We start from the raw sequence: 23,270 nt of genomic DNA, 5'->3' as shown, positions 1-23,270 counted from the left end.
GGTTCGCAACTCGACGATGCGCTGGTCCAATGTGCTGCAGTTCCATGTTATCCAATCAGGGTCGCCCGGGCGAAGGCGACGTCGCGAGCCTAGAATGTGTCCCCCCCAATTCCGGCGGGCCAGCTCCGGCGCTTTCGGTGACCCCCCAACCTTTCACTAGACAGCATCAACAAAGGCATTTGTTCATGTCGACCAAAAAATGCGTATTGGCGTACTCCGGCGGTCTGGATACCTCCGTCATCCTGGGATGGTTGCAGGACCAAGGATACGAAGTCCATGCGGTGTATGTCGATTTGGGGCAACCCTGTGAGGACCGCGACGCGATCATGCAAAAGGCGCGGGATTGCGGTGCGGCGTCAGCGAAATTGATCGACGTCCGCGAAGAATTGTGCCGCGACTTTGCCTTCCCCGTGCTCGCCTGGCAGGCCAAGTACGAACAGATCTATCTGCTGGGAACCTCGATCGCGCGGCCGTTGATCAGCAAGGTTTGTCTGCAAGTGGCTCGCGAAGTGGGGGCGGTCGCGTACGCCCACGGTGCGACCGGCAAGGGCAACGATCAGTGTCGTTTCCAGCTGGCCGCCGAAGCACTCGATCCCACGGTAGAGATCATCGCACCGTGGCGAATCAAGGCATTCCGTGACGCGTTCCCCGGCCGAACCGAATTGATCGCCTACTGTGCCGAGAAGAACATTCCGGTCAAAGCGTCGACCGCCAAACCGTACAGCAGCGACGAAAACGTCTTGCACATCAGTTACGAGGCGGGCGAGCTGGAGGAATTGGACGTCAACGGCGTCGAACTGGTCGAATTCGGGATGGGAGTCAGCCCCCAGGAAGCTCCCGACGAAAGCGAATCGGTGACGATCGGATTCGAATCGGGCGTCCCCACCACGCTCAACGGCCAGACCGTCAACGCGTTGGAAATGGTCGAACGGCTCAATGACATCGGCGGTCGAAACGGCATCGGTCGAATCGACATGATCGAGAACCGTTTCGTCGGGATGAAAAGCCGCGGCGTCTACGAGTCGCCCGGCATGACGATCCTGTACGACGCGTTGATGTATGTCGAGCAATTGACGATGGACCGCGACCTGATGCACCTCCGTGATCGGCTCGCTCCGGAAGTCGCCGAGATGGTGTATTACGGGTTCTGGTACACGCCCAAGATGGACGCCCTGATGTCGTTCATCAAGCAAGCCCAAGCAATCGTAACTGGTGAAGTCACGCTGAAGCTGTACAAGGGCAACATCTCGGTCGACTCACGAAGCAGTCCGAACAGCTTGTACGACGCCGAAATCGCGACGATGGAAGGCGGCGGGTCGTACAACCAGGATGACGCCGAAGGCTTCTTGCGGATTCAGGGCTTGCCCAGCCGAGTCCAAGGCACCGTGACGCCGCGGAAGTACTAGGCGGCCAAGAGGTTCCTGGGGCAGCGCAACCCTGGGCTGCAAAAAGTTCGGGGTTGACGATCTTCTTCCTTTGCGCTGGTTTCATTCTTGAAATGCCTGGCGCCCGTTTCCCCATTGCAGGACACGGAGCAAGAGATTGAAAATTGCAAAATGAAAACTTCCAATTGCAAATTTGCATTTTTCAATTTTCAATCTTCCGTCCGCCCAGGTTCCTCACGACCCATCCTGTCTCGGCTGAAGCGAGGCCGAGCGGTGATGGAAATCAAAAGGAAGCGAAGTCGCGTAAACCGAACAGAGTGTCAACACCAACGTTTTAGCGGTCCAGCGCAACCCTCGCAAATGCTCGGTTCGCTTGCCCCGAGCTATGGATATGCATTCCCCTTGGGCGGTTTGCCGCTTGTGTCGGTGCCAATGGCCTGTCATAGAGGGGGCAGGGGATCTCGAGACCAACGGCGCTCAGACGAGCGTCTTCTTATCGCTAAAGGCAGGGGGTCTGGTCGGCCCTTTCTTTGCCCCCCCCCAATCCGTGCCTGCTGATTGACCGGCGCGGTTGTGTGACTTAGCTTGCCTATCGCGAATGTTGTGATTGTTGGGAAAATCCGCCATGGGTTGTCGCCGTTCGCGCCTCCCAAGCGTTCAAGAACGCGAAGGGGTCTATTCCAATGGGTTCGCGAGAGCTGGCTCGCCCGATGAGGGTTGGCTGGATCGCTGAGCCGAATTCTTTTCAAGGTGAGAGCGATGCCGTTGCGGACAGGGGCTTGGATCCGGTTGCTGGTTTTTGTGCTTGCAGTCGGCTTGAATTTACCCGCAGTCGATGCGGGCACCTTTGAGGTTGATTCGCGTCGTGACGTTGCGGTGGCGAAGCGGAAGATTCGCGCCGCCCAGTTTCTCTCTCGCGCGACCTTTGGTCCCAACCTTGAGCAGATCGAAGCGTTGGCCGAGCGGATGGCACAGATCGGGACGCGGCGTGCGTGTGAAGAGTGGATCGATCAGCAAATGGCCTTGCCGGCGGCTTATCACCGTCCTTTGGCGGTCGACATGATCGCCCGCGATGGGCTGAATTCCCAACAGAATGACGCCTACATCCAACGCTACCGGTATCACGCCTGGTGGCATTGTGCGTTGGCCGGCGAAGATCAACTTCGTCAACGTGTGGCGTGGGCGCTGATTCAAATTCTGGTGACCAGCCAGGACGGCGCAGGGTTCAACGATGTCGGCGCCGGGCATCACAGCGGGGAAGGGCGGTGGCTTGGTCCGACACATTACTACGATCTAATGGTCAAGCATGCCTTTGGCAACTATCGCGATCTGTTGGAGGACGTGACCTATCACCCGGTCATGGGTGTTTACCTGAGTCACATGCGAAACCGAAAGACGGACGAGGCCGCCAATCGATTTCCGGATGAGAACTACGCCCGGGAGATCATGCAGTTGTTCACGATCGGGCTGTACGAACTGCACCTCGACGGCCGACTGAAGACGGACGAATCGGGCAATTTGATCCCGACCTACGACAACGAAACCATCAAGGAGTTCGCCAAGGTCTTTACGGGGTTGGCGTTCAAGCCACATCCCAATGCGACGGGGACGGGGCGGTTTTGGTGGGGGAACGAATTCGAAGAGCCGATGGAGATGTTCGATTTCGAGCATGAGCCCGGTTTGAAAACGTTGCTCGGCGGGGAGGTGATCGGTAGTGAAACGAGTGTCGACGGGGATGCCGATATCGCCGCGGCGCTGGACAATCTGCTCGCCCATGACAATGTGGCTCCGTTCCTTTCGCGACGATTGATCCAGCGGTTGGTCAAAAGCAATCCTTCGCGAGGTTACATTCGACGAGTCGCGCGAAAGTTCAACAACAACGGGCAGGGCGTCAAGGGTGACTTGGCCGCGGTCGTCAAGGCGGTGCTGCTGGATCCAGAAGCGTGGAGCGGTCAGCGGTTGTTGGGCCGTAGTCGGCCCTACCGCGTGCAGGTCATCGCCCGGGGAACCGATTACTCGACACTTTCCGAACCGGTGATTCGATACACGCGGTTGCTCCGGGGCGTCCACGCGACCAGCAATCATCACAGCGGCCGCGCGATGTTGATGTCGCAGAATTACAACTGGACTCAAGAGCCGTACCTGTCGCCGACGGTGTTCAATTTTTATCTGCCTGATTACCAGCCGCCCGGCAGCTTGCTCGGTTACACGCCGTCACGTCGAATCCCGAACGGATTCTTGGCCGCTCCCGAGTTTCAAATCAACACGCCGGTGACCTCGAATCGGTTGGCCGGGCGATACATCTGGGACATCTCCAATCAAATGTCTCAGCAGCGCTGGTCCAACAGCACCAGCGGGATCTCTCACAGCAGCGACATGATCTTCCATCTGGAAGACGAAGAGTTGCTGTGTACCGAGGACGACGACATGCACGAACTGATGGATCGGTTCGACTTGGTGTTCTGTTATGGATCGATGCCCCAAGACTACAAGGACAGGGTGGTTGAGGTCACGACGGCGGAGACCGCGTGGATGAAGAACAACCCGACCTGGCGTCCACGGATGGAGGAGTTTCGGGTCAACGCGGCACTGATGGCGACCGTGTTGTCTCCGTTCGCCGCCGTCACTCAGTAGCCCGTGACTCAGTCGCTCGTCACTGAATCCGACGCCACTGATTCTGCTTTCCTTGTTCCCGTACCGGACTGATTGTCATGAGACCCACGCATCGCATCCACCGCGAACCGCTTCGTCGAGATGTTCTGAAACTGGCCGGCGGTTGCGCGGCGCTGACCAACACGTCGTTGCTGTCGACGTTGTTCAGTTTGTCGGCAACCAACGCCGCCGTCGCCGCGAATGATCTGAGTGGCTACAAGGCGCTCGTCTGTGTGTTCATGTACGGCGGCAACGATTCGTTCAACATGCTGACGCCAATGGATGCCGCCGAGCGGGCTGATTATCTGGCTGCACGTGGAGGCGTTTATCAGCCGGGGAACGGCGCGTTGGGGTTGCCCGAAAATGAATTGCATCCGATCACCGATAACTCGACCGGACGAACGTTTGGCATCCACCCGGGCATGGGCGATGTGCAACAGATTTACCAAGCCGGTGATCTGACGTTCCTGTGCAATATCGGCAGTTTGGTCGAGCCGACGACGATGGCGCAGTATCAGACGCGATCCAATCTGCCACTGGGGTTGTTTTCCCATGCCGACCTGCAACGCCACTGGATGACCTCGGTCCCGCAAACCCGTTCGCAGGTGACCGGTTGGGCCGGACGAATGGCTGACCTGATCACCAGTCAAGTCAATTCGAACGACAACATCTCGATGAACATCGCACTCAATTCGGTCAACATGATGCAGACCGGCGGATCGGTGATTCCGTACATCGTGACCAACTCGGGCGCCAGCGAAGTGGGATGGTATGGCCAAACGTGGACGCAGGCCAAGATCTACACGCAGTTGACCGATGACGTTCTGTCGCGATCCTACGGGAACCTGGTGGAGCAAACGTTTGCCAATGCCAATCGCAACGCGCTCGACTCGGCAATCGCGTTTAACCAGGCGGCCAATGCGGTCAACTTGAACACGACCTTTCGTACCGCCAACAACAGTCTGTCCAGCCAGTTGCAGATGGTCGCCAAGACGATCGGCGCGCGCGATACGATCGGGCATTCGCGGCAAATCTTCTTCGTCAACATCGGCGGCTGGGACAACCACGACGAACTGATCAATAACCAGCAAACCAACTTGACCCGTGTCAGCGAAGCGTTGAAAGATTTTTATGACGCGATGACGGAGTTGGGCGTTCAGAACGATGTCGTCACCTTCACCGCCAGCGACTTCGCTCGGACGCTCAACAGCAACGGGCGCGGCAGCGATCACGCCTGGGGCGGCAACCAGATCATCATGGGCGGACCGGTCAAAGGCAATCAATTGTGCGGCACGTATCCGGATTCGTTGGCGCCCGGCAACCCGCTGGATCTCGGCCGCGGCCGTTTGTTGCCGACGACGTCGGTCGATGAGATGTGGTGCGAATTGGCAATGTGGTACGGTCTGGAAAATGACAATCAAATGGAAAGCATCCTGCCGAACATCCGCAACTTTGTCAACAAAGGACAGGCAACCTATCCGCTCGGGTTCTTGGCATAGCAACCGTATCAATCGAGGGTGTCGTCGGGGAGCGGTTCGTTGCCGTTGGGGGTGACCAGCGCGGCAAACGTTCGCGGCGACAAATCATTGCGCAGAAAATGCCCGCGGCCATCGACCGTCGCCATCGTCACGCCGCTGGCCATTCTGCCGCCCGGTTCGATTCCGACCGTTCCGTTGATCACGCCTTTCATCGCCGTGTAGTCAAGGTCCACCGGTTCGGCCCAGCCTCCGATCGCGCGGTTGACCGGCGGGGCGCCGGCGATCACCAGGATGGTCTGCGACGCATTGTCTTGAATCTTGTCGGGAGACAAGGGACCTGAGGGAGGGAAGAGTGTTCCCGGGCCCGTGATCAAGTAGTATCCCGACTGCGTTCCGGCTCGGTTGGTGTCGTTGGGGTGCACGTACACCGAAGGCATCGAGTAGCTCGCTTGCAGGTTCAGCTCATGGTCCCAAGGTTTGCTCAGATCAAACTGGTCGTAGGTCTCCTGTTCCCCGAGGTAAGGCAGGATCAGCACCCGCCACGAATGCATCGGGATTCCGGCGCTGTCGCGAAGCGTTGCCGGTGGATAGGTTCCATAGTCGGCCGCATACGCGTTGAGTGCCGCGGCGATGCTTTCCAGATTCTTGATCGACGAGTTTTGGACGCGGATCTCGGCAAGTCGTGAAACGCTGTCGCCGCCAAAGCGGATGGCGGCAAACGCGATGCAAACCAGCATCGTCAGGACAACGCCCGCGGAAATCAGCACGCCAAGGGGGCGTTTGTTTGCGGGGCGGTCAGCGGGAGTCGTCGAAGCGGCGAAGTCGGGCAGCTGGATCGGTGCGCCGCACGAAAAGCATTCGCCCGACTTTCCGCTGTATCGATCCTCGACCTGAGTTTGCGCGTGGCAGTGCGGGCAGGTAAACAGGTATGACATGAATGGTCAAACGACTTGCGAGACGTAGAGTACGTGATGATGATTGACAGCGCGCCCGAGAGCGCGAGCGATTCATTCTAGAGGACAATAAGTTGAAAGTGGTGTTGCAGCGGGTCAGTCAAGCGAGTGTTTCGGTCGAAGGAGAGGTGGTCGGCCAAATCGAAGCGGGGTTTTTGGCCTTGGTCGGAATCGGCCACGCCGATGATGAATCGGTCGTCAGCTGGATGGCAGAGAAGACGGCCGTGTTGCGCGTCTTTGAAGACGACGCCGGGAAAATGAATCGGTCGGTGATCGATATCGGAGGCAGCGTCTTGGCCGTCAGCCAATTCACGCTTTACGGCGATTGTCGCAAGGGCCGTCGTCCGGCGTTTACCGACGCCGCCGATCCGGCGATCGCCAAACGCTTGTACGAGCTGTATGTCGAGAAACTGAAAGGGCAGGGGATTGGTGTCGAAACCGGGGTCTTCGCAGCGGACATGAAAGTCTCGCTGGTCAACGACGGTCCGGTCACGATGTTGTTGGAACGGTGATGGGGGGGGTGAGTTTCGAGTTTCAGGTTTCAGGTTTTCTTGGAACTTGGAACTTGGAACTTGAAACTTTCGACTCCCCTTCTCTCCTTGTCTCCCCCTCTACTTCCGCTCCGCGGAAGGACGCGAGGCGCTAAGGCCTAATTCGGGCAGTTGCCACTGGGGCGCCGTCCAGTCGGATGGCGGAGACGTCGGTGTGTATCGCCAGCCGGGTTGTGTGAGGTCGTACTTGGCGCGTTCACGCAGCCGCGCCGCGATCGTGTTGTCACTCCATGCGGTGTAGCAAAGCCCAAACAAGAGCGCGTACACAAACACGTTGGCGATCGCGTCGTTGCCTAGAAACTTGAGCGCGGTTCCAAACGACTTCTTCGTGCGCAGCCGTGCCACGCCGACTTCGACGGCCCAGATTTCGTCCAAGATCAAGTGGACCAAAAAACCGACGACGACCGCCACCGCTTTGTAGGCCCGCTCGGCGTCGCTGGTGGTCGGCATCGCCAGGTAGGCGATCAATCCCGAAACCCCCGCGGCAGGCAGACTGTGCCACATGCCACGGTGGACGGTGAAACGTTTGAAGAACTCAAAGGCGCCGAAGCGGATCACGACATAGATCAACATCGCCGCCAAAGCCATCGACTCGTGGGACAGGTCGTAGTCGCGAAAGCGATTGAGCATCATCATCGGGGCGACTGCCGCGGTGAACATACTGATCTCACGCAGCGGAATGCCGCCGTCGCTATCCAGGTCCGGCAGCATGCCGCTGACCGAACAGAGACCGCCGGCCAAGATCCCGTTTTCCAGCGTCATCGACTGCGAGGTCACGCCCCAGTAACCGTAGGCGATCCCGACAAGCGTGCTGGCGCTGATGTGGGTTTTGAAATCTGCCACGCTAGCAAATGGGTGAGGGGCAGGGGAGGGCGGTCGAGCAAATTGGAAACTCGGTACATACCGCTTTCGATGGTCCGCTGCCAAGACTGGATTGCGATTGGTCTTCGCTTGCGGCGCGTCGATCGCGTATAAGTCACCGCGGCGACGCCCTGCCCTCGGTCCTATCGGGATCGGTGTGGCTCGTGGGCGCCTTGCAATGCAAGCATTTGCCAAGAAGCGTCGGGGCGTCGCGTCACGGTGTGGCCGGCAAGAGTGAAGTTCATGGACAGGAGTGCGAGGACAACGGCTTGTGGAGACCTACGACATCTTGATGCTGATCGTGCTCGTTGCGGCTGCCATTTTTGGCGCGGTCAAGGGCTTCGCATGGCAGTTGGCTTCCATCGCGTCGATCGTGGTCAGTTATTTCGTGGCCTATCGATTTCGCGAGCCGCTCAGCCATTCGATCGTCGCCGAGCCTCCCTGGAATCGTTTTCTGGCGATGTTGATTCTGTTCGTCGGGACGTCGCTGGTCGTTTGGGTTGCTTTCAACATGGTCCGCCGGACGATCGACCGAATGAAGCTGAAGGAATTCGATCGCCAGATTGGAACGCTATTCGGGCTGCTCAAGGGTGGGCTGTATTGCACGCTGATCACGCTGTTCGCCGTCACGCTGATGGGGGATGGGATTCGCGAAAAAATTGTTGCTAGCAAAAGCGGCCGATTCATCGCCCGGCATCTCGACCGCAGCGAGTCGGTGATCCCGCCGGAGATCCATCAGTTTTTGCATCCGTACTTGGAGCGATTCGATGCCGAGTTCGAGGGGGCCCAAACGCAGTCCGATGCCGGTTTGGCCGGCCGGCTGATCGACGCCTCGGAAGGCGTCGAAGGCGTCTTGATCGATGAGATGCGAGACCGGTTGCAGCCAGTGTTCACACCCGAGCAGAACAGCACGCTCGCACGCCCAGCCGGCTGGCGGCCGTGAGTCCTGGGCGCCAGCGCGACGCGTACGGGCCGGCGCATGATCCGATCCAGCGGGACGCGTAAGCGACCGGCGCGTGATCGCATTCCAGCAGGGCAGCTCAGCGAGCGGTGCCTAAGCGAGAAATCGCTCAAACACGGGGTTTTTTGCAGTCTCAATACAACATAAGAGTGATTATCGGACGTTGCAGAAGCGGTGTTTTGTGCCCTGTTTGGTGCTTTGGACTGAGTCCTGAGTCCTGAGTCCTGAGTCCTGAGTCCTGAGTACCACGTACTGAGTACTGAGTACCGAGTACTGAGTACTCAGTTGGGCGTTTGCTCCGTTGTCGACAACCAATCGCTCTCATCGCGCTCGGTTGTCGACAACCCATCAACTTCACCCCGCTCGGTTGTCGACAACCAAGCGGTAGCGGAAGCCGCGACGGCTTTTGGCGGCTGTGCCGCCGAGCCAAATCGCTTGGCGCGTTCTTAACGCCGCCGGCGACGCGATCGCAGCAAACCGAACGTGCAAACCAGCGACAACGCCAGCGCGCTGGACGGCTCCGGGATCGCGGTCACCTGACTGCTCAGCGTGAGCGCCCGTCCGAAGAACCCTCCTCCGGAGTTAGCGGCGGCCGACTCGAGTCCGAAGCCGACGGTTTGGAACGTCGTGAAATCGCCATCGACGGCGGATCCGTCGGAAAGGACAAATTGGGTTTCTCCGAGCGTCGGTGCACGCAACGTGACCGTTCCCAGTGAAGCTTCGAAGATGCCGTTGCCGCGATCGATCGAAGTGCGACCGGGTTGGCCGAACGCCGGACCGAAGGCGGCAAAGGTCAGCGTGGAGGAACCGGATCCGGCGTCGAAGCCGCCTTCGCCGTTAAGCGTCAGCGATTCGAACAAGCCATCACTGCCGAAGCTTTGCAGCGAGAGATTGAAGGCGTTCAGATTGGCCGAGCCGATCAAGGTGCTGTCGGTGCCCGTGACGGTTTCTCGCAGAACGACTTCCGCGTTGATCTGTTCACCGGCGGTGGTCGCGATGGCACTGTCCATGCCGTCACCGCGATTGGTCCGTAGCAACAGGTCGTAGGTGAGTTCGGCGTGTGCCGAGGCAAGCATCGACAAGGTGGCAAAAGCAAAGGTGGCTATTCGCAAATTCATTTCGTTTGTCTCGTGTTGGGAGTCGTAAGTAGATGGAAAGGTTGAATCGTGTGAGAGAGTGAATTCGCGCCCCGTGGGGCGCGAAGGTCAAAGGACAGTTGGGCGATGCGGCTACTGGCGAGCCGCGCCGAAGATGGTTGGGATCAGGTCGTTCAAGTCGATCCCGTTGATCGATCCATCGCCGTTGGTGTCGAGGTCGAATCGGTATTCGTTAGGATTGAACAGCGACGGAATGATCGAGTTCAAATCGATGCCGTTGCGGAACCCGTCACCGTTGGCATCACCGAGCAGACGGAAGAAATCGTCGTTGGGTGTGCCCGCTGCGTTTTGTCCGCCGAACGCATAGTCGACCGCCATCGTGGTGGATCCGACGGTCGCTTGCACTTGGCTTGCCGCAATGTCGAGTCGGTAGTTGCCGTCGGCGAGCGAGTTGCCTTGCAGGCCGGAACCGTTCCGCGTCACCACACTTGCACCGGCAGCGAAGGAGAGAACGGCAATCGTTTTCCCTCCGCTGTTACTTGCGGCGATATTCAGACCCGTGACTTGGGTCGAGCTATCGGTGTTGGTCAGGGTGAACGCCGATTGCAGCGCCGCATGGTCCACTTCGGTGTCGAACGTCACGGTCACAGAGGTGACTTGCGATCGCGACGCCGATCCATCATTAATCACGACCGATTCGACTTGGGGAGTCGCCGAGGTTGACCCGATCGAGTAAACACGCAACGTGTTGCTGACTTCGTTGCTGACGACCAACAACGGCGAGCCGTTGGGGCTGTCGGCGGAAGAAATGAAGGTCAGTCCTTCAGGGCTGACGTCTGCGCTGTCGTTGAGCACTTGTGCAAGCGAGACGTTGGTCGGATCGGTGATGTCAAACACCATGATGGCGTTAGCGCGTTCGAGACCGACAAATGCGTAGGTGCGTCCATCGATCTGTCCGATCGTGATGCCTTCGGGTTCGGTACCCTTGTTGTCGCTTCGTCCATCATCGTAAAGCCCCAGCAGATCGGTGGCTCGTGCGAGCACATCGCCGCTGTCAAAAACCAACTCCCCTGCCCTGCTCCAGATTGAGAACGATCGGGCGCCGAAGGAATAGAGCGCGTCGAAGTCACCGTCGCCATCGGGGTCACCGACGATGCCACTGAGTTCCAGTTCACCGGCCGACGCTGCGGCTTGCAATGCCGCGGCGTTGGGGAACATCGTCGGGTCCAGCGTGACGCTTTGGACGTCCGTTTCTTCCGCGTCGCGGGCATCGCCTTCGTTGGCGGTGACGTAGTAGGTCACGCCGTCGACTTCGTAGCTGGCGATCGCATCGGGTTGGAACAAGCCGCGAACCGGGATGCTTTGCAGCGTTAACGCATCGGGAGAATCGTTGGTCGGATCGATGGCCGCATTTGCCGCATTGTGGTCCTTGTAACCCAGCGGATGAATCGCGATCACCGTCGCGGTGGCGATTTCAACTTCGGCCAACGCGTTGTTCTCCTGGAGGGTCACAAACGCTGTGGTACCGTCAGGCGAAACCGCGATGTATTCCGGTTCGACGTCTTCGGAGACACTTTTGCCGGGGCTCAGTTTGACACCGGCATCGCGGAGTGCCTGCTCGCTGCCGTCAAAGGACTCGAAGCCGGCGGTTTGTACGGTCGCGGTTGCAACTCCGGTCGAGAGGTCAACGATGCTGACCGAGCCGACCGGATCAGTCGTTCCATCCGAAGATGCTTCGCCTTCGTTGGCAACCAGCAGTCGCGTACCGTCAGGCGTGAACGTCAGTTGGTCCGGCAAGGCACCGACAGTCACGCTGCCCAAGTACGCGCCGTCGGCAGCGTTGTAGAAGAACACGCTACCGGGAGCTTGGGGATCGGATCCGGGGACGGCCGCCGCGACGACGCCTGCCTGGTTGACCGCAACACTGGTGATCGCGTTGTCGCTCGCGCCCTCAGTGGTCGGCTGGATCGTGGGCAACAGAATCGGGTTGGCAGGGTTAGCCAGATCGATAACTTGCAAGCCGTCATCGGACGTCACGAATAGGCGATCGCTGCCGGGATCGAACGCCGAGATTTCGGCACCCGAAAGACCACTGGAGATGCCGCCGATCGGTGTGAAGGACGTCGATCCGTCCGGTGTCGCCGACAACGCCGGGAAGCCGACGCCGTTGCCTTGGATGGCGAACCGATAAACGGCTTCATCGGCATCATCACTGGTCAGCACCACCGACGCGTCGTGCAGTCCTAGTTTGGCGGGATCAAAGACGACGTCGAAGGAGAACGAGCCGCCGGGGATGACGGTCGCGAGTGGTAGGTTCGCGAACGTGAACGCGTCCGCTTCGGTACCGATGATTTCGGCGTTGGAAAGGTTCAACGCCGCGGCGCCGCTGTTTTCGATCGTGAAGGTCTTGGTGACTGTCCCGCTGGTCGCGTCCGCGCTGCCGAAGTCGGTTCCCGCCAAGGGCGAGACGTTGCTCGTGCCGGCAACGATCGTTTGGCTGTTGGCGCCGAGGACGTTGATTTCTGGATCAATCGCCGCTGCGAAAATAATTTCCAGTCGCGGTCGTTCGATTTCATTGGCCGCTTCGGAGCTCTGCATGCCCCAACCGTCGGTGCCGCTTTCCCAAGGTTCCAGCAGCCATCCGTAGTTGGTCAGGCTACCGTTGACCCAGGCCTGGACGTCGCTGGTCACATCCCAATCGTGGAACCCGCCTTGAACGTTTGGGTTGCGGCTCGGATGTCCGGCGGAGGTGGTGTAATCACTAGCCGCTTCCACGCCGTCGATGTTCACGCCGTCGACCAGGCTATTGAACGTGTCGGTGTCGTCCCAGGAGGTCAGCATGGGGAAGAATCGTGCACCGTCACCTTGAGCATTGCTGGTTGACGATGCCGTGCGAAGACGCGCGGTGATGATGCGTGAACCGGCAGGTACCTGACCGGCAAGGTCACCGATGATGTCGTCGAATCGGATCAGTGCCCGCGTGTTCGGTGAATCGATGAACAACGTTTCGACCGAAGACAAATCGTCATCGGGGTTGGCGGTGTCGATTTGCGTGTCCAGCGTGGATGTGTATCCGTTGACACCCTGTTGGAAACTGACGACATTCGCGCCGGCGGGAACCCATTCGATTTCCAACTTGGGTCGGGCCGTCGGCGTTTCGTCTTCGGCACTGCTGAAGAACCATCCGTCGGTCAAGTCTTGCCAACCTTGCAACAGCCAACCGTGATTGGTTTCGCCGTCTGCCCAGGCTTGGATGTCCGGCAACACGCTGAAACTCAGCAAACCCGTACCCGTGGTGCCCGCTCCGCTGGCAGTTCCGATTTGTGATTCAAACCCGCCGGCCGCTTCCCCTGTACCGGTTTGAATGCCATTGCCAAAGGCATTCCAGGTTGCGGTCGCGTCGTCCCAGTCGATCAACATGCGGTGCAAGTTCGCACCATCGCCCGGTGAGTTGGACGTATTCGGGTTCGTCTCCACCACCAGGTTTGCCGACGTGATGACCGAGCCGATCGGGATTTGGCCCGGTCCGTCTCCGAACAAATTGCCATAACGCAGCAGAACCTGTGAAGCGTTCCCGCCGGAGTCGTAATCGACCAACAGATCGGATCCTGGTGCGATGACCGAATCGGGATCGGATTCACGGATCTGGGCGTCGGATGTGCCCTGGTACGTGCCATAGCCAAGGTTGACGCCTTGTTGCAATTCGCGTCGATAGACCAAGCCGAGATTCAGTGGTTTGGTGACCGGGTCGCTGGCTCGGCCGTTTCCATCGACAAAGGAGAACGTCACTTCACGAGCCCCGCCGGTGACGACGGGATCTGAATTGCTGTACGTCACCGACTGCAAGATGCGATCGACGGCAAGCTCGGTTGCCGCGGCGTTAAAGGTCACCGTCAACGGCGTCGTTCCGTTGCCGCTGGTGAAGGTGGCAACCACGACGCCCTCAAAGCTGACGTCGGATCCCGAAACACCGACCTGCCCTGCCCCGTTGCCTTCGTCGCGAATGGACAATACATCCGATGCGATTTGGCGGCTGGTCAGTTCGATCGTGGCGACGGCACCGTCAAAGAATGCAACTCCGACGGGAGCGAGGTTGAATTGGCCGTCAATGCTGACCGCGTCGTCGCCCACGCCGTAGTAGGTCGTACCGGACGAGGAATGCAGGACCGGTGCGGTACCGAATCCGTCGATGTTCACGGTCACGGTTGCCGTCGACGTTCCACCGAAGCCATCGGTCATGGTGTACGTAAACGTGTCGGTTGCCGTTTCGCCATCGTAGAGTGAATCCAGGACCGTGCCGGGATCGTAGCGGATCGTTCCATCGGCGTTGGCCGTCAGCGTTGCGCCCAGGCTGGACGTCGGGTCGACGCTGTCGATCGACAGCAGCCCGGGAACAGGGCGCGCCGCGGGTTGGCCGATGGAATCGAACGGGATGAAGGTGAACGTGAACGGTTGGTCTTGGCGGCCCAATCCCGGCATGTCATGCGAGCGGATCACGAAACTTCCCGCTCCGTCATCCTGGTAGCTCAGGAAGTTGTCTTCGACTTCACCGTTGTCTTGGTTGGTCAGCACCAACATGCCGGTGTCTGGAGACTGTCCGGGGATGGTGACTTTCCACTCGTGCCCGCCGTCGGTGACGTCCAGACGTTCGACGTTGAACTCGCCGATCGCCATGCTGACGGCATTGGGGCCGGATTGAAACGGATCAATCGTACCGGCGACCAGGTTTTGTGCGTTGCGTGGGACGAAGACGAACGAGAACCCGCCGTCTTCACCGTTACCGAAATCCTGTTGGTTGTCGCGGACGGCAACCTCGTACACCGCCGATCCGGCAATGGCTCGCGTTTGCACCACGTTGTCCGCGTTTTCGTTGCCGATGACGAACAGGAATCCGTCCAGTGCCGCGTCGGCGACACCGGGGATGGTGACTTCGTAGCGACCGACATCGGTTCGGACCACGTCGACGTCGGTCAATCCGTTTCCGTGGGTCAACGTGCCTCCGCCGGTGACGTGTCCGCCGACCCAGTTGTCGGCAAACGGGAAGAACGCGACCGAGACGTCGGCGTCGGCCGCCGCGTCGGTTCCGAACTGTTGCAATGCGAGTGAGGTGCCGCTGCCGTTATCAAAGGCTTGGACCAAGCGGTAGTTCGTGTTGGCTCCGTCGAAGTTCTCGCGGATCGTTGCCATCACAACGCCGTCGGCTTGGTTGATTGCGGTTCCGTCGTGCAGGATTTCGACAGTCCCCGTTGCTCCGGCACCGACCGTCAAGCGAACCGGCGACGCGCCGGTTTGAGAGACCGACCACACGCTTGATGCATCGACCGCCAGGTTGGCCGACGGGATTCCGGTCGGCGTTCCCAGCAGCGACTCCACATCGGGGTCGACATCATTACCCAGTACGGTGATCAAGGCGCCTTGGGCGCTCAACTCATTCAAGTTGACGACATCGTCGCTGGCCATCGGAGCTTGGTTTTCTCCTTGCACGGTCAATGAAACGGTTGCGGTCGAAGTTCCGCCGCGGCCGTCCCGGATCGTGTAAGTGAACGTATCGGTGGTTGATTCACCGTTGCCCAGGTCAGCGATCGGTGCACCCGCACCCGATGGGTCATAGGTAAACGTTCCATCGGCCTCAAGCGTGACGGAGGCTCCCAGGGCACTGACACTGTCAAACCCGTCGATGCTGAAATCCAGCCCGTCGATCTTCTCCAGCGGGCTGTCGTAGGGCAGGAAGATAAACTGGAACTCGGGGAAGTTCCCGGTCGGGGTGAAGGTCTGGGACTGCAGAATGTCAATCCGGAACGCATTACCTTGGGGCGTCGCCATGACGGCTTGATTGGCTGGGATCAGCGTCGACACTCCGTTGACGTCGGCAAAGTCATAAGACGTCGCGACGGCGATCAGGGCGCCATCGGCCGGTGTGTATCCATCGATCGAAACCAGCGGTGCCAGGTCGGTGTCGGAACTGAGTGAGACGTTGCCATATCGCTGTCGCAAGGCATACTGCCCTTCTTCCGACGCCGCACGTCCGCCGATCAGTCCGGTCGTCGAACCGGGAAGGTAAACAAAGCTGATCGCGTCACTTTCGAATCCGGTGGCGTCGGAATCGCTGTCCATCTGGCGGACCAGCCATTTGTTGTTGTAGCCCTGTGGATAGACCGACACGATGTTGTCGTCGTTGCTGCCGCTGACGGCGAACAACAAGCCGTCGTCGGTGAAGCTGGCTTCGGGGATGGTGATTTCGAACAGTCCCGGTTGAAGCAGCGTCACATTGGCTTGCGAGATGCCGACGCCCCCGAGTACGGTTCCATCGGCGGCGATGTGGCCGGAGGTCCATTGATCGCCGAAGGGAAAGAACGCGGCGCTGAATGGAGTGTTCCGTTCGCCCCCGCCGATGCCTCGATCGGTTGCAAATCCGTAGCTGCCGAAGGCGTTGTAGGTATTGACCGTCGGGAACGGGCTGGTGTTGTCACGGCCGGTGCCCAAGAACACGCCGTCGGCGAGCGACAGATCGAATCCGCCACGACCGACCGCAACGTCACCCAAGTTGCCGACGCTCTGGATCGTCAGGTCGTTGGGCGCCACGGTGGTGTTGATGACGGTAAACACCGAATCGCCATTGGTGGTCGCCGCCGGGTCGCCATAAATTTCAGCAGCCGAAACCGAGAACTCGGTGGTGTCGGGATGGAAGTCGTTGCCGAGCACGTCGATGCGGGCGGGGGTGAACTTATCCGTCACCGTGCCGTTGTCATCGACCGCCTGCACGTCGTCGTCTTGTGGAATAACGGAAATGTCCAGCGTGACCGAAGCGGTTTCGCCGCTGGTGTCGGTCGCCGACAGCGAGATTTGGACGTAACCGAATCGGTTCAGCGCGGGTGTGATCGAGGCATGGGTGCCGATGATTTCAGCGTTGATCAGTCCACTGACTCCGGTATCGACGCCGTAGGTCAACACGTCGTTGGCGTCGAAGTCGTTGAAGATCGTTGTCAGGTCGATCAGGGTCGCCGGGCCGTCTTCGTCGAGAATCAGTTCGGCCGGCGACGCGATGACTTCGGGGGCGTCGTTGACGCCGACCCAATTGATCGTCGCCGTGGCTTCGTCGCTTTCGGTGGTTCCATCGGTCGCGCGATAGACGAACGAGTCGAGATCGGTTTCCCCGGCACCGAGCGCACGGATCGCGCCGGCGGTCGCGTAATTGACCGTTCCGTCGGCGTTCAACGAGATCGGCAGCCCCTTGGCTGTCATGCCATTGTTGTTTTCGCCCAGTGAAGACACGGTCAGGTCCGTCGTGGGGCTGAGCGTGTTCTCGAAGGGGACGAAGAAGAACACGAAGTCCGAGTTCAGCGGCGTTTCGGTATTACTGTTCCAGGCAAACTGGCGAATGATAATGTCGCCGCTGCCGTCCCCGGCGTCGTCATAAGTGAAGTAGCTATTGCGTGGCTGGCTGACCGAAAGGTCATAGTTCTCCATGATCAGCGCGCCGGAGGTGATGTCGTGACCGGGTACGCTGAGTCGCCAGAACCCGTCGGACTGGCGTTCGAGATCAAACTCGCCAAACGATTGACGCATCGGGCTGACGCCGGCAAAGTCGCCATTGACGACACCTCCGATCAGGCCTTGTGCATGACGAGGGATGTAGAGCAGATTGAAATCGTCCGATTCGGCGCCGCCAATCTCGGCAGCGTTGTCACGGTGCTGAATCGCCCAACGGCCGCCATCGATCGGGCGCGTCCGCGTGTAGTTGTCCTCGTTATCGCCTCCGACGGCGAACAGGAATCCTTCGCTGTAGGCATCGGTGACACCCGGGACGGTCGCTTCATAAACACCGCCGGATCCGGTGACGATCGGCGCGGGCGGTGCGCCGTCCACTTGGGGAACCAGGGCGCCGGCGGAGTTGTAAGATCCGCCAACCCAGCCGGCTTGGTAGGGGAAGAACGCCGTCGAGAAACCGATCGACGTTTCACCGCTGTTTTCCGGCGCGGCGGCGATCGCGATCCAGCTACGCCCGCCGCCTTCGGAGGCATATTGCGGCACACCCAGGTTCGTGCCGGCGACGTCGACCGGGCTGTTGTCACGAATGACGGGCAACGCAATCCCTTCGGACGCGTCCACGCCATGGTCTGCGGCGGTCAGTGACGCATCGTTACTCGCGTCGGCATCGGTGTCTCGGGCGATGTCCAGGTCGCCGAGGTTTCCACCGATCGGGACAATGCCGCCGGGGATGAGAGATCGTTGGGGCACGCCGGCTTGCCCGGGCCTTTCAAGCACAAACCAATCGGTGGCGTTGACGGCCGGGTCGTAATTGGTCGGATCAAAATCTGCCTGAAACGCAGAGACTGACTGCACCTCGCTTCCGGACGTGTCATTGACCAGGACGTTGATCGCGCTGTCGGTTGCCAACGTCAATGAGTCGTTGACGACATTCGCCGCAAGCAACTGACGCGCTTCAAGGGATTCCAGTTTGAGGTGCTTTTTGGTGAGGCGACGACGCTTTGATCGTGAACTTGAATCCTTCGTACGACGCTTGTTCATGCTTGATTTCACGGTGAAAGTTTCTGTGGTGAATGGTTGTATGCGGAGCGACGCGGCAACGTGTTTGTAGTGGTGCGTCTCATCGATCGGTTTGGACCGATGCGGCGGAGAATAGCGGTCGCAAAAACTTGATCAATGCGACGTTGTTGTTATTCACACAGTTCACACCATTACTCGATGGAACATTCACAAGAGCTTCATGCAGTGGTGCGCACCTCGGTTTCATGCTGAAACGATGAAGCAATCAGAGTGCCTTCACATGCTTGTTGGTGTCGCAGACGTCACGTACCAGATAGCTCATCGCATGCGTCGCAGGTGGCGGCCGTGCCCCCGTCATTCGGTGTCGCAAATGTTAGAAACCGGCGAAGGCTTTGGCGCGGTTTAGATGAATAAGAGACAAGACTTTGGAACTCGTCTTTTGTATCGAGATCCGGTCGCTACGGTATCGCCCGGAGCACGAACGCTCTGTCGAAGAGTCTCTCTTCACTCTGTCCATTGCGGACGATGCATCGAATGGAGTGGACCACGTTGCCACCAGTGGCACGACAACCGATTTACACATGAAACATATTTTGAATCACCACAGTTATCACTTACAGGAGACAACAATGTGGTCAGGTAGTAACATTCGATCGGACAACCCAGCGCGAACGCGAGGTTCGAATCGGATGGTGTCCAGCGGTTTCACGCTGGTTGAGTTGCTGGTCGTGATCGCGATCATCGGAATCTTGGTCGGGCTGCTGTTGCCGGCAGTGCAAGCTGCACGCGAAGCGGCTCGCAGAATGCAGTGCAGCAACAACATGAAGCAAATTGCACTCGCGACTCTGAACTACGAAAGTACTTACAAACAATTGCCGCCGGGGCCTTGGGACGGAGATCCCGGGACGAGCAACCCGTCGGGCCGAACGTCCGACGCATGTTGCCGGGCGGCGAACCGCGCCGGATGGTCGGCGCAGTGGAGGATTTTGCCCTTCCTGGAGCAGGCCGCCGTCTACGACTTGGCGACCAATGATCCGCCATGGTGGCCGAATCGTCCCAACAATTCACGTGAAGACGACGTCGCCCAAGTGCTGATTCCCGTCTATTACTGTCCCACGCGTCGGGCGCCGACGGGGTATGGCAGTGCGAAATTTGGTCGGGTGGATTACGCCGGAAACGGCGGGTTCTACCACGGTCGACCTGATACGGCCGTCAACTTTATCCCCGAAGCCCCGCTTGGTGCGCCAGCGGTGTCGACGCGCAGTCGTTCCAACGGAGGTCTGGTCAAGAAGCGTGCCGGTGCGATCATCTGGGCCAAAGACGGTGACAAACGCCGTCTGGCTGATATCCGTGACGGGCTGACGCACAGCATCGTGTTCGCGGAAAAGTCATTGCCGTATACCGAGCATGGGCTTGATGGGGGTGACAACGAACGCTGGAACAACGCGGGCTGGGATACCGATACGATCCGTTGGCATTTCCCGCCCAAATCCGACAACGATGCGTATGCACCCGATCGTGACGCCGGCGGATCGACCAACTGGAATCATTACTTCGGTGCAGCCCACGTCGGTGTTCACGCCGCCCTCTGCGACGGGTCGGTGCAGTTTTATAACTTCAACATTGATGCGACGGTTTGGAAGAATCTGTGCGTCGTTGATGATGGAGAGTCCCATGAAGAAAACCAAGTCAATTAATACTATCGAACCATCTAAAAAGATTAATCGCATGTTCTATACCCGTTCTTTTCAACCACGACGTGACCGTCTCGCGTTGATCGTGTTGGCCACGTGTTTATTGATGCCGTTGGTTGGGTGCGGCGGCCCTGCCCCGCCCGAGATCGATACCGATATCTCAGCGGAGATTCAGGCTGAAGATGAAGCCATCATCGACGCCGAAAGTGAACTTTGAACTGTTTAATTGTTTCGTTCTGCTACTTGGAATTGCATCTTGAAGATCATCAATCGGATGCACCCGACAGCACGGCTGTCGGGTGCCGGTCTGTTGCTCGCCCCTGCCCTCGCCCTTGGTCTGGTCGGTTGCTCAGTCGAGTCCGGTTCCGATGCCTTGACGGATCGGCTCGCCAACTCTCCCGCCGTGGTCGATCGTTATCGCGGGCCGACGGTTCGTGATTTCAGGATCTGGCGTCCCTACGTGGCGGTTAACGAGTTTCCAATCGATCCCGATGAGATCCGTGCGACGGCGTTCGCGGCCCGTTTGGTGGCCGGGGATGATCCCGTGATGATCATGCCGTTGCATCCGGCGCTTCAACAACCCGATCCCATCGTCAACCCAGACGCGGCGCAGGCCGCTCGAAGTGGCGTCACGAAGATCATGTTCAGCGAAGCGTTCGGTGCCAGCGATGCGATGCGACAGTTGAGGCAGGTCATCGAATTTGAAGAAGTCGGTGAGTCGGATGTCGATCGATGGACGCACGATCTCGTCGCCGTCTCAACGGGATCGTTGGCTCGGGGGCTTCGACCACTGCAGTTCGCAACCGCGACTCCCGGTGTCGGTGATACCGTATGGATGGCGACGGCGGTTTACGCGGGGGCCTCGCCGAGCCGCGTGGCTCATGAAGCGACCGTGATCCGGATCGACGGCGATGGCCGGATGGAGTACCGGTTCGCCAATTCGCGGCTCTCGCTGCAGGCGACGGCCGGCGCTCCGCTGTTGGACGACGAGGGGCATGTCGTCGGAGTACACCTGGCGGAGCCTGGTGACGAAGACAGCACAGCGGAAAAGCCGGAGGGTGGCGTTTTCGGATTCGGCGTTTCGGCGGCCGAGCTGTTGCGGGTTTGGGGAGTCGAGCCGGTCTTGGTCGACCGACGGACAGGCAATCAGCAGGCTTCTTCGAGGAAGACTCCGATGCGCCGAAATTTTTCGTAACGTGAGTCGAGCAGCTGATCGACCGACTGGCTTTCGAGCTCGCCGAGTGTTTTGGAGAGGTACGTTTTGAGTCGGGTCGCCATTTGGTGATGATCCCGGTGGGCTCCACCGAGTGGTTCGTCGAGCACATCATCGACGACGCCGAGGCGTTTGAGGTGATCGCTGGTGAAGCGGAGTGCGGCGGCGGCTTTGGGTGCGTGTTCGTGGCTTTTCCAGAGGATGCCGGCGCAACCTTCGGGACTGATCACGCTGTAATAGGCGTGTTGCATCACGGCGATCCGGTCGCCGACACCGATCCCCAACGCTCCTCCGGATCCGCCTTCGCCGATCACGATGCAGATGATCGGCGTTTTCAGCTGGCTCATTTTGAACATGCTTTCGGCGATCACTTGCGCCTGGCCCCGTTCTTCGGCGCCGATGCCGGGATAGGCACCGGGTGTATCGATGAAGCAGATCAGGGGCAGTTTATATTTTTCGGCCAATCGCATTTTGACCATCGCCTTGCGATAGCCTTCGGGATGGGCACAACCGAAGTGGCAGGCGGCGCGTTCTTTGAACGTGCGTCCTTTTTGGTGCCCGAGCACCATCACTTTGAAGCGATCCAATTTTGCGAATCCGGCCAGCATCGCGCGGTCATCGCCGAAGTGCTTGTCGCCGTGCAGTTCCACGAAATCGTCGAACGCCAGGTTCAAGTAGTCCTTGGTGTAGGGGCGGTTCTTGTGTCGGGCGACTTGAACGGTTTGCCATGGATCGAGCGAGGAATAGACGTCGCGCAATTGTTTGGCAAGGTCCGTCCGCAACGACCGCAATTCGCCTTCGGCGGCTTCACTGCGTTCGGTCTGTCGTTGGAGGGCGCTGATGCGGGTTTCGAGTTCCGCGATTTCGATTTCAAAATCGAGTCCGGGTCCGGCCATCGATTGTCAATCCTCTTCTTCGTCGTTTAGGTCTGCCGCCGATGGTTTGCGGAGCATGTCATCGGCGCCACGGATGCCGGGCATGTTGTCGAAGACGCTAATCTCCGGCTTGCGCGGGCGTTTGGTCCAGAGTTGAATCGACCGGATCTCTTTCAAAAAGTCCCACATCGAATCCGGCCGTGCGGATGCCGATTTGGCCATCATGCGTTTGATCAGATCGGCAAATTCTTTGGTGACGTTGTTGTTGTAGGCGATGGCACTGGGGATCGAAGCGGTCAGGTGTTTGTTGAGCAAATCGTTCGGGGTGTCGCCGGTAAAGGGAGGCTTGCCGGTGGCCATTTCAAACAGCACACAACCGAAGGAATAGATGTCGGTCCGTTCGTCACAGACCTTGCGGCGGATCTGCTCGGGCGCCATGTAGCTCCGCGTTCCCTTGGCCAGGGTTTTGCGATGAAAGATCTTGCTCAGCCCGGTCTTCTTCTTTTCGGTGATCGTGAAGTCAATCAGTTTGGTTTCACCGTCGCGGCTGACCAGGAAGTTGTCTGGTTTCAGGTCCAGGTGGATCCAGTTGCGGGTGTGCATGTAGTAGATGCCCTCGCCGGCCTGTTCGATGATCTTGTCGAGCATGAAGGCGAGCGAGTCGGGGCCGCGTCGAAGCGCCTGTTTGATGTTCAGTTCGCTGAACAGTTCCAGGACCAGGAACGGCCGATCGTTGGCGATCGAATAGTCCAGGATCTTGATGATTCGAGGGCTGTTCTGCAGGTCCTTGCCGACGTTGAACTCGTGCTTGAGCAGATTGACTTCGCTCTTGTCCTTGGCCATCTGCCCTTTCAGGATCTTCAGCGCGTAGCGTTCCTGTTCGTGCTCGTGGATCGCTTCCCAGACCTCGGCGGTCGAGCCGGAGCGAATCAGACGAGTCAATCGGTACGGGCCGTAGAAATCTCGGGTCTTGGTCATTAGTAACCGATGGACGAAATGGCAGCGTGTCGGAGTTCTAGCCGGTCCCGCGACCATCTCGTCG

Annotated in this window: 14 protein-coding genes; 8 read left to right on the top strand and 6 right to left on the bottom strand. The window is 59.1% G+C overall.

The window, feature by feature from the left end:
• Positions 1-185: 185 nt before the first annotated feature.
• The 3 genes from TBK1r_RS33255 to TBK1r_RS33245 all read left to right on the top strand — a co-directional run bounded on the left by TBK1r_RS33255 (position 186) and on the right by TBK1r_RS33245 (position 5,536).
• Complete coding sequence (locus TBK1r_RS33255) at positions 186-1,406, top strand: argininosuccinate synthase (RefSeq protein WP_145219909.1); 1,221 nt, start codon at positions 186-188, stop codon at positions 1,404-1,406.
• A gap of 738 nt (positions 1,407-2,144) precedes the next feature.
• Positions 2,145-4,019 carry a DUF1800 domain-containing protein gene (locus TBK1r_RS33250; protein WP_145219907.1) on the top strand — a complete coding sequence of 625 codons (1,875 nt, stop codon included), beginning with the start codon at positions 2,145-2,147 and terminating at the stop codon, positions 4,017-4,019.
• A 77-nt stretch (positions 4,020-4,096) separates the two neighbouring features.
• On the top strand, positions 4,097-5,536 hold the full coding sequence (locus TBK1r_RS33245; protein ID WP_145219905.1) for a DUF1501 domain-containing protein: 1,440 nt from the start codon (positions 4,097-4,099) through the stop codon (positions 5,534-5,536).
• Between the two features lie 8 nt (positions 5,537-5,544).
• Here TBK1r_RS33245 and TBK1r_RS33240 read toward each other — a convergent pair whose 3' ends face one another.
• On the bottom strand, positions 5,545-6,450 hold the full coding sequence (locus tag TBK1r_RS33240; protein WP_145219903.1) for a DUF1559 family PulG-like putative transporter: 906 nt from the start codon (positions 6,448-6,450) through the stop codon (positions 5,545-5,547).
• A gap of 98 nt (positions 6,451-6,548) precedes the next feature.
• On the opposite strand from TBK1r_RS33240, the gene dtd reads away from it, so the two are divergent.
• Positions 6,549-6,980 (top strand): D-aminoacyl-tRNA deacylase, encoded by a 432-nt coding sequence (gene dtd / locus TBK1r_RS33235; RefSeq protein WP_473772528.1) that lies wholly within the window; start codon positions 6,549-6,551, stop codon positions 6,978-6,980.
• A 99-nt stretch (positions 6,981-7,079) separates the two neighbouring features.
• Here the strand turns inward: dtd and TBK1r_RS33230 are convergent, their stop codons facing one another.
• Positions 7,080-7,862, bottom strand: coding sequence for a metal-dependent hydrolase (locus TBK1r_RS33230; protein ID WP_145219899.1), 783 nt, complete (start codon positions 7,860-7,862; stop codon positions 7,080-7,082).
• Positions 7,863-8,151: 289 nt separating this feature from the next.
• Here TBK1r_RS33230 and TBK1r_RS33225 point away from each other — a divergent pair, with 289 nt between their 5' ends.
• Entirely contained in the window at positions 8,152-8,823 is a 672-nt protein-coding gene (locus tag TBK1r_RS33225) for a CvpA family protein (protein ID WP_145219897.1), read from the top strand.
• A 464-nt stretch (positions 8,824-9,287) separates the two neighbouring features.
• Here the strand turns inward: TBK1r_RS33225 and TBK1r_RS33215 are convergent, their stop codons facing one another.
• On the bottom strand, positions 9,288-9,959 hold the full coding sequence (locus tag TBK1r_RS33215) for a PEP-CTERM sorting domain-containing protein (RefSeq protein WP_145219895.1): 672 nt from the start codon (positions 9,957-9,959) through the stop codon (positions 9,288-9,290).
• 111 nt (positions 9,960-10,070) lie between these two features.
• The gene (locus TBK1r_RS33210; protein ID WP_145219893.1) at positions 10,071-18,467 is read right to left on the bottom strand and encodes a choice-of-anchor I family protein; all 8,397 of its coding nucleotides are present in this window, start codon (positions 18,465-18,467) and stop codon (positions 10,071-10,073) included.
• A gap of 668 nt (positions 18,468-19,135) precedes the next feature.
• Here TBK1r_RS33210 and TBK1r_RS33205 point away from each other — a divergent pair.
• From TBK1r_RS33205 to TBK1r_RS33195, 3 genes are read left to right on the top strand one after another with little or no spacing between them, the layout of a single operon-like run.
• Positions 19,136-20,143, top strand: a complete 1,008-nt coding sequence (locus TBK1r_RS33205; RefSeq protein WP_372894567.1) for a DUF1559 family PulG-like putative transporter — start codon at positions 19,136-19,138, stop codon at positions 20,141-20,143.
• A complete protein-coding gene (locus tag TBK1r_RS33200) occupies positions 20,121-20,357 on the top strand; it encodes a hypothetical protein (protein WP_145219889.1) in 237 nt (78 codons plus the stop codon). The genes TBK1r_RS33205 and TBK1r_RS33200 overlap by 23 nt, the downstream gene beginning before the upstream one ends.
• A gap of 39 nt (positions 20,358-20,396) precedes the next feature.
• Positions 20,397-21,335 (top strand): serine protease family protein, encoded by a 939-nt coding sequence (locus TBK1r_RS33195; protein ID WP_145219887.1) that lies wholly within the window; start codon positions 20,397-20,399, stop codon positions 21,333-21,335.
• Here TBK1r_RS33195 and TBK1r_RS33190 read toward each other — a convergent pair.
• Both TBK1r_RS33190 and TBK1r_RS33185 read right to left on the bottom strand, forming a co-directional pair.
• On the bottom strand, positions 21,287-22,249 hold the full coding sequence (locus tag TBK1r_RS33190) for an acetyl-CoA carboxylase carboxyltransferase subunit alpha (RefSeq protein ID WP_145219885.1): 963 nt from the start codon (positions 22,247-22,249) through the stop codon (positions 21,287-21,289). The genes TBK1r_RS33195 and TBK1r_RS33190 overlap by 49 nt on opposite strands.
• Before the next feature lie 6 nt (positions 22,250-22,255).
• Positions 22,256-23,206 carry a serine/threonine protein kinase gene (locus TBK1r_RS33185; RefSeq protein ID WP_145219883.1) on the bottom strand — a complete coding sequence of 317 codons (951 nt, stop codon included), beginning with the start codon at positions 23,204-23,206 and terminating at the stop codon, positions 22,256-22,258.
• Between the last annotated feature and the right edge of the window lie 64 nt (positions 23,207-23,270).

It is taken from the genome of Stieleria magnilauensis (genome assembly GCA_007753675.1).
Lineage (GTDB): Bacteria > Planctomycetota > Planctomycetia > Pirellulales > Pirellulaceae > Stieleria > Stieleria magnilauensis.
Note: the sequence above shows the minus strand (reverse complement) of the source record. Positions and strands in the feature narration are given on the sequence as shown.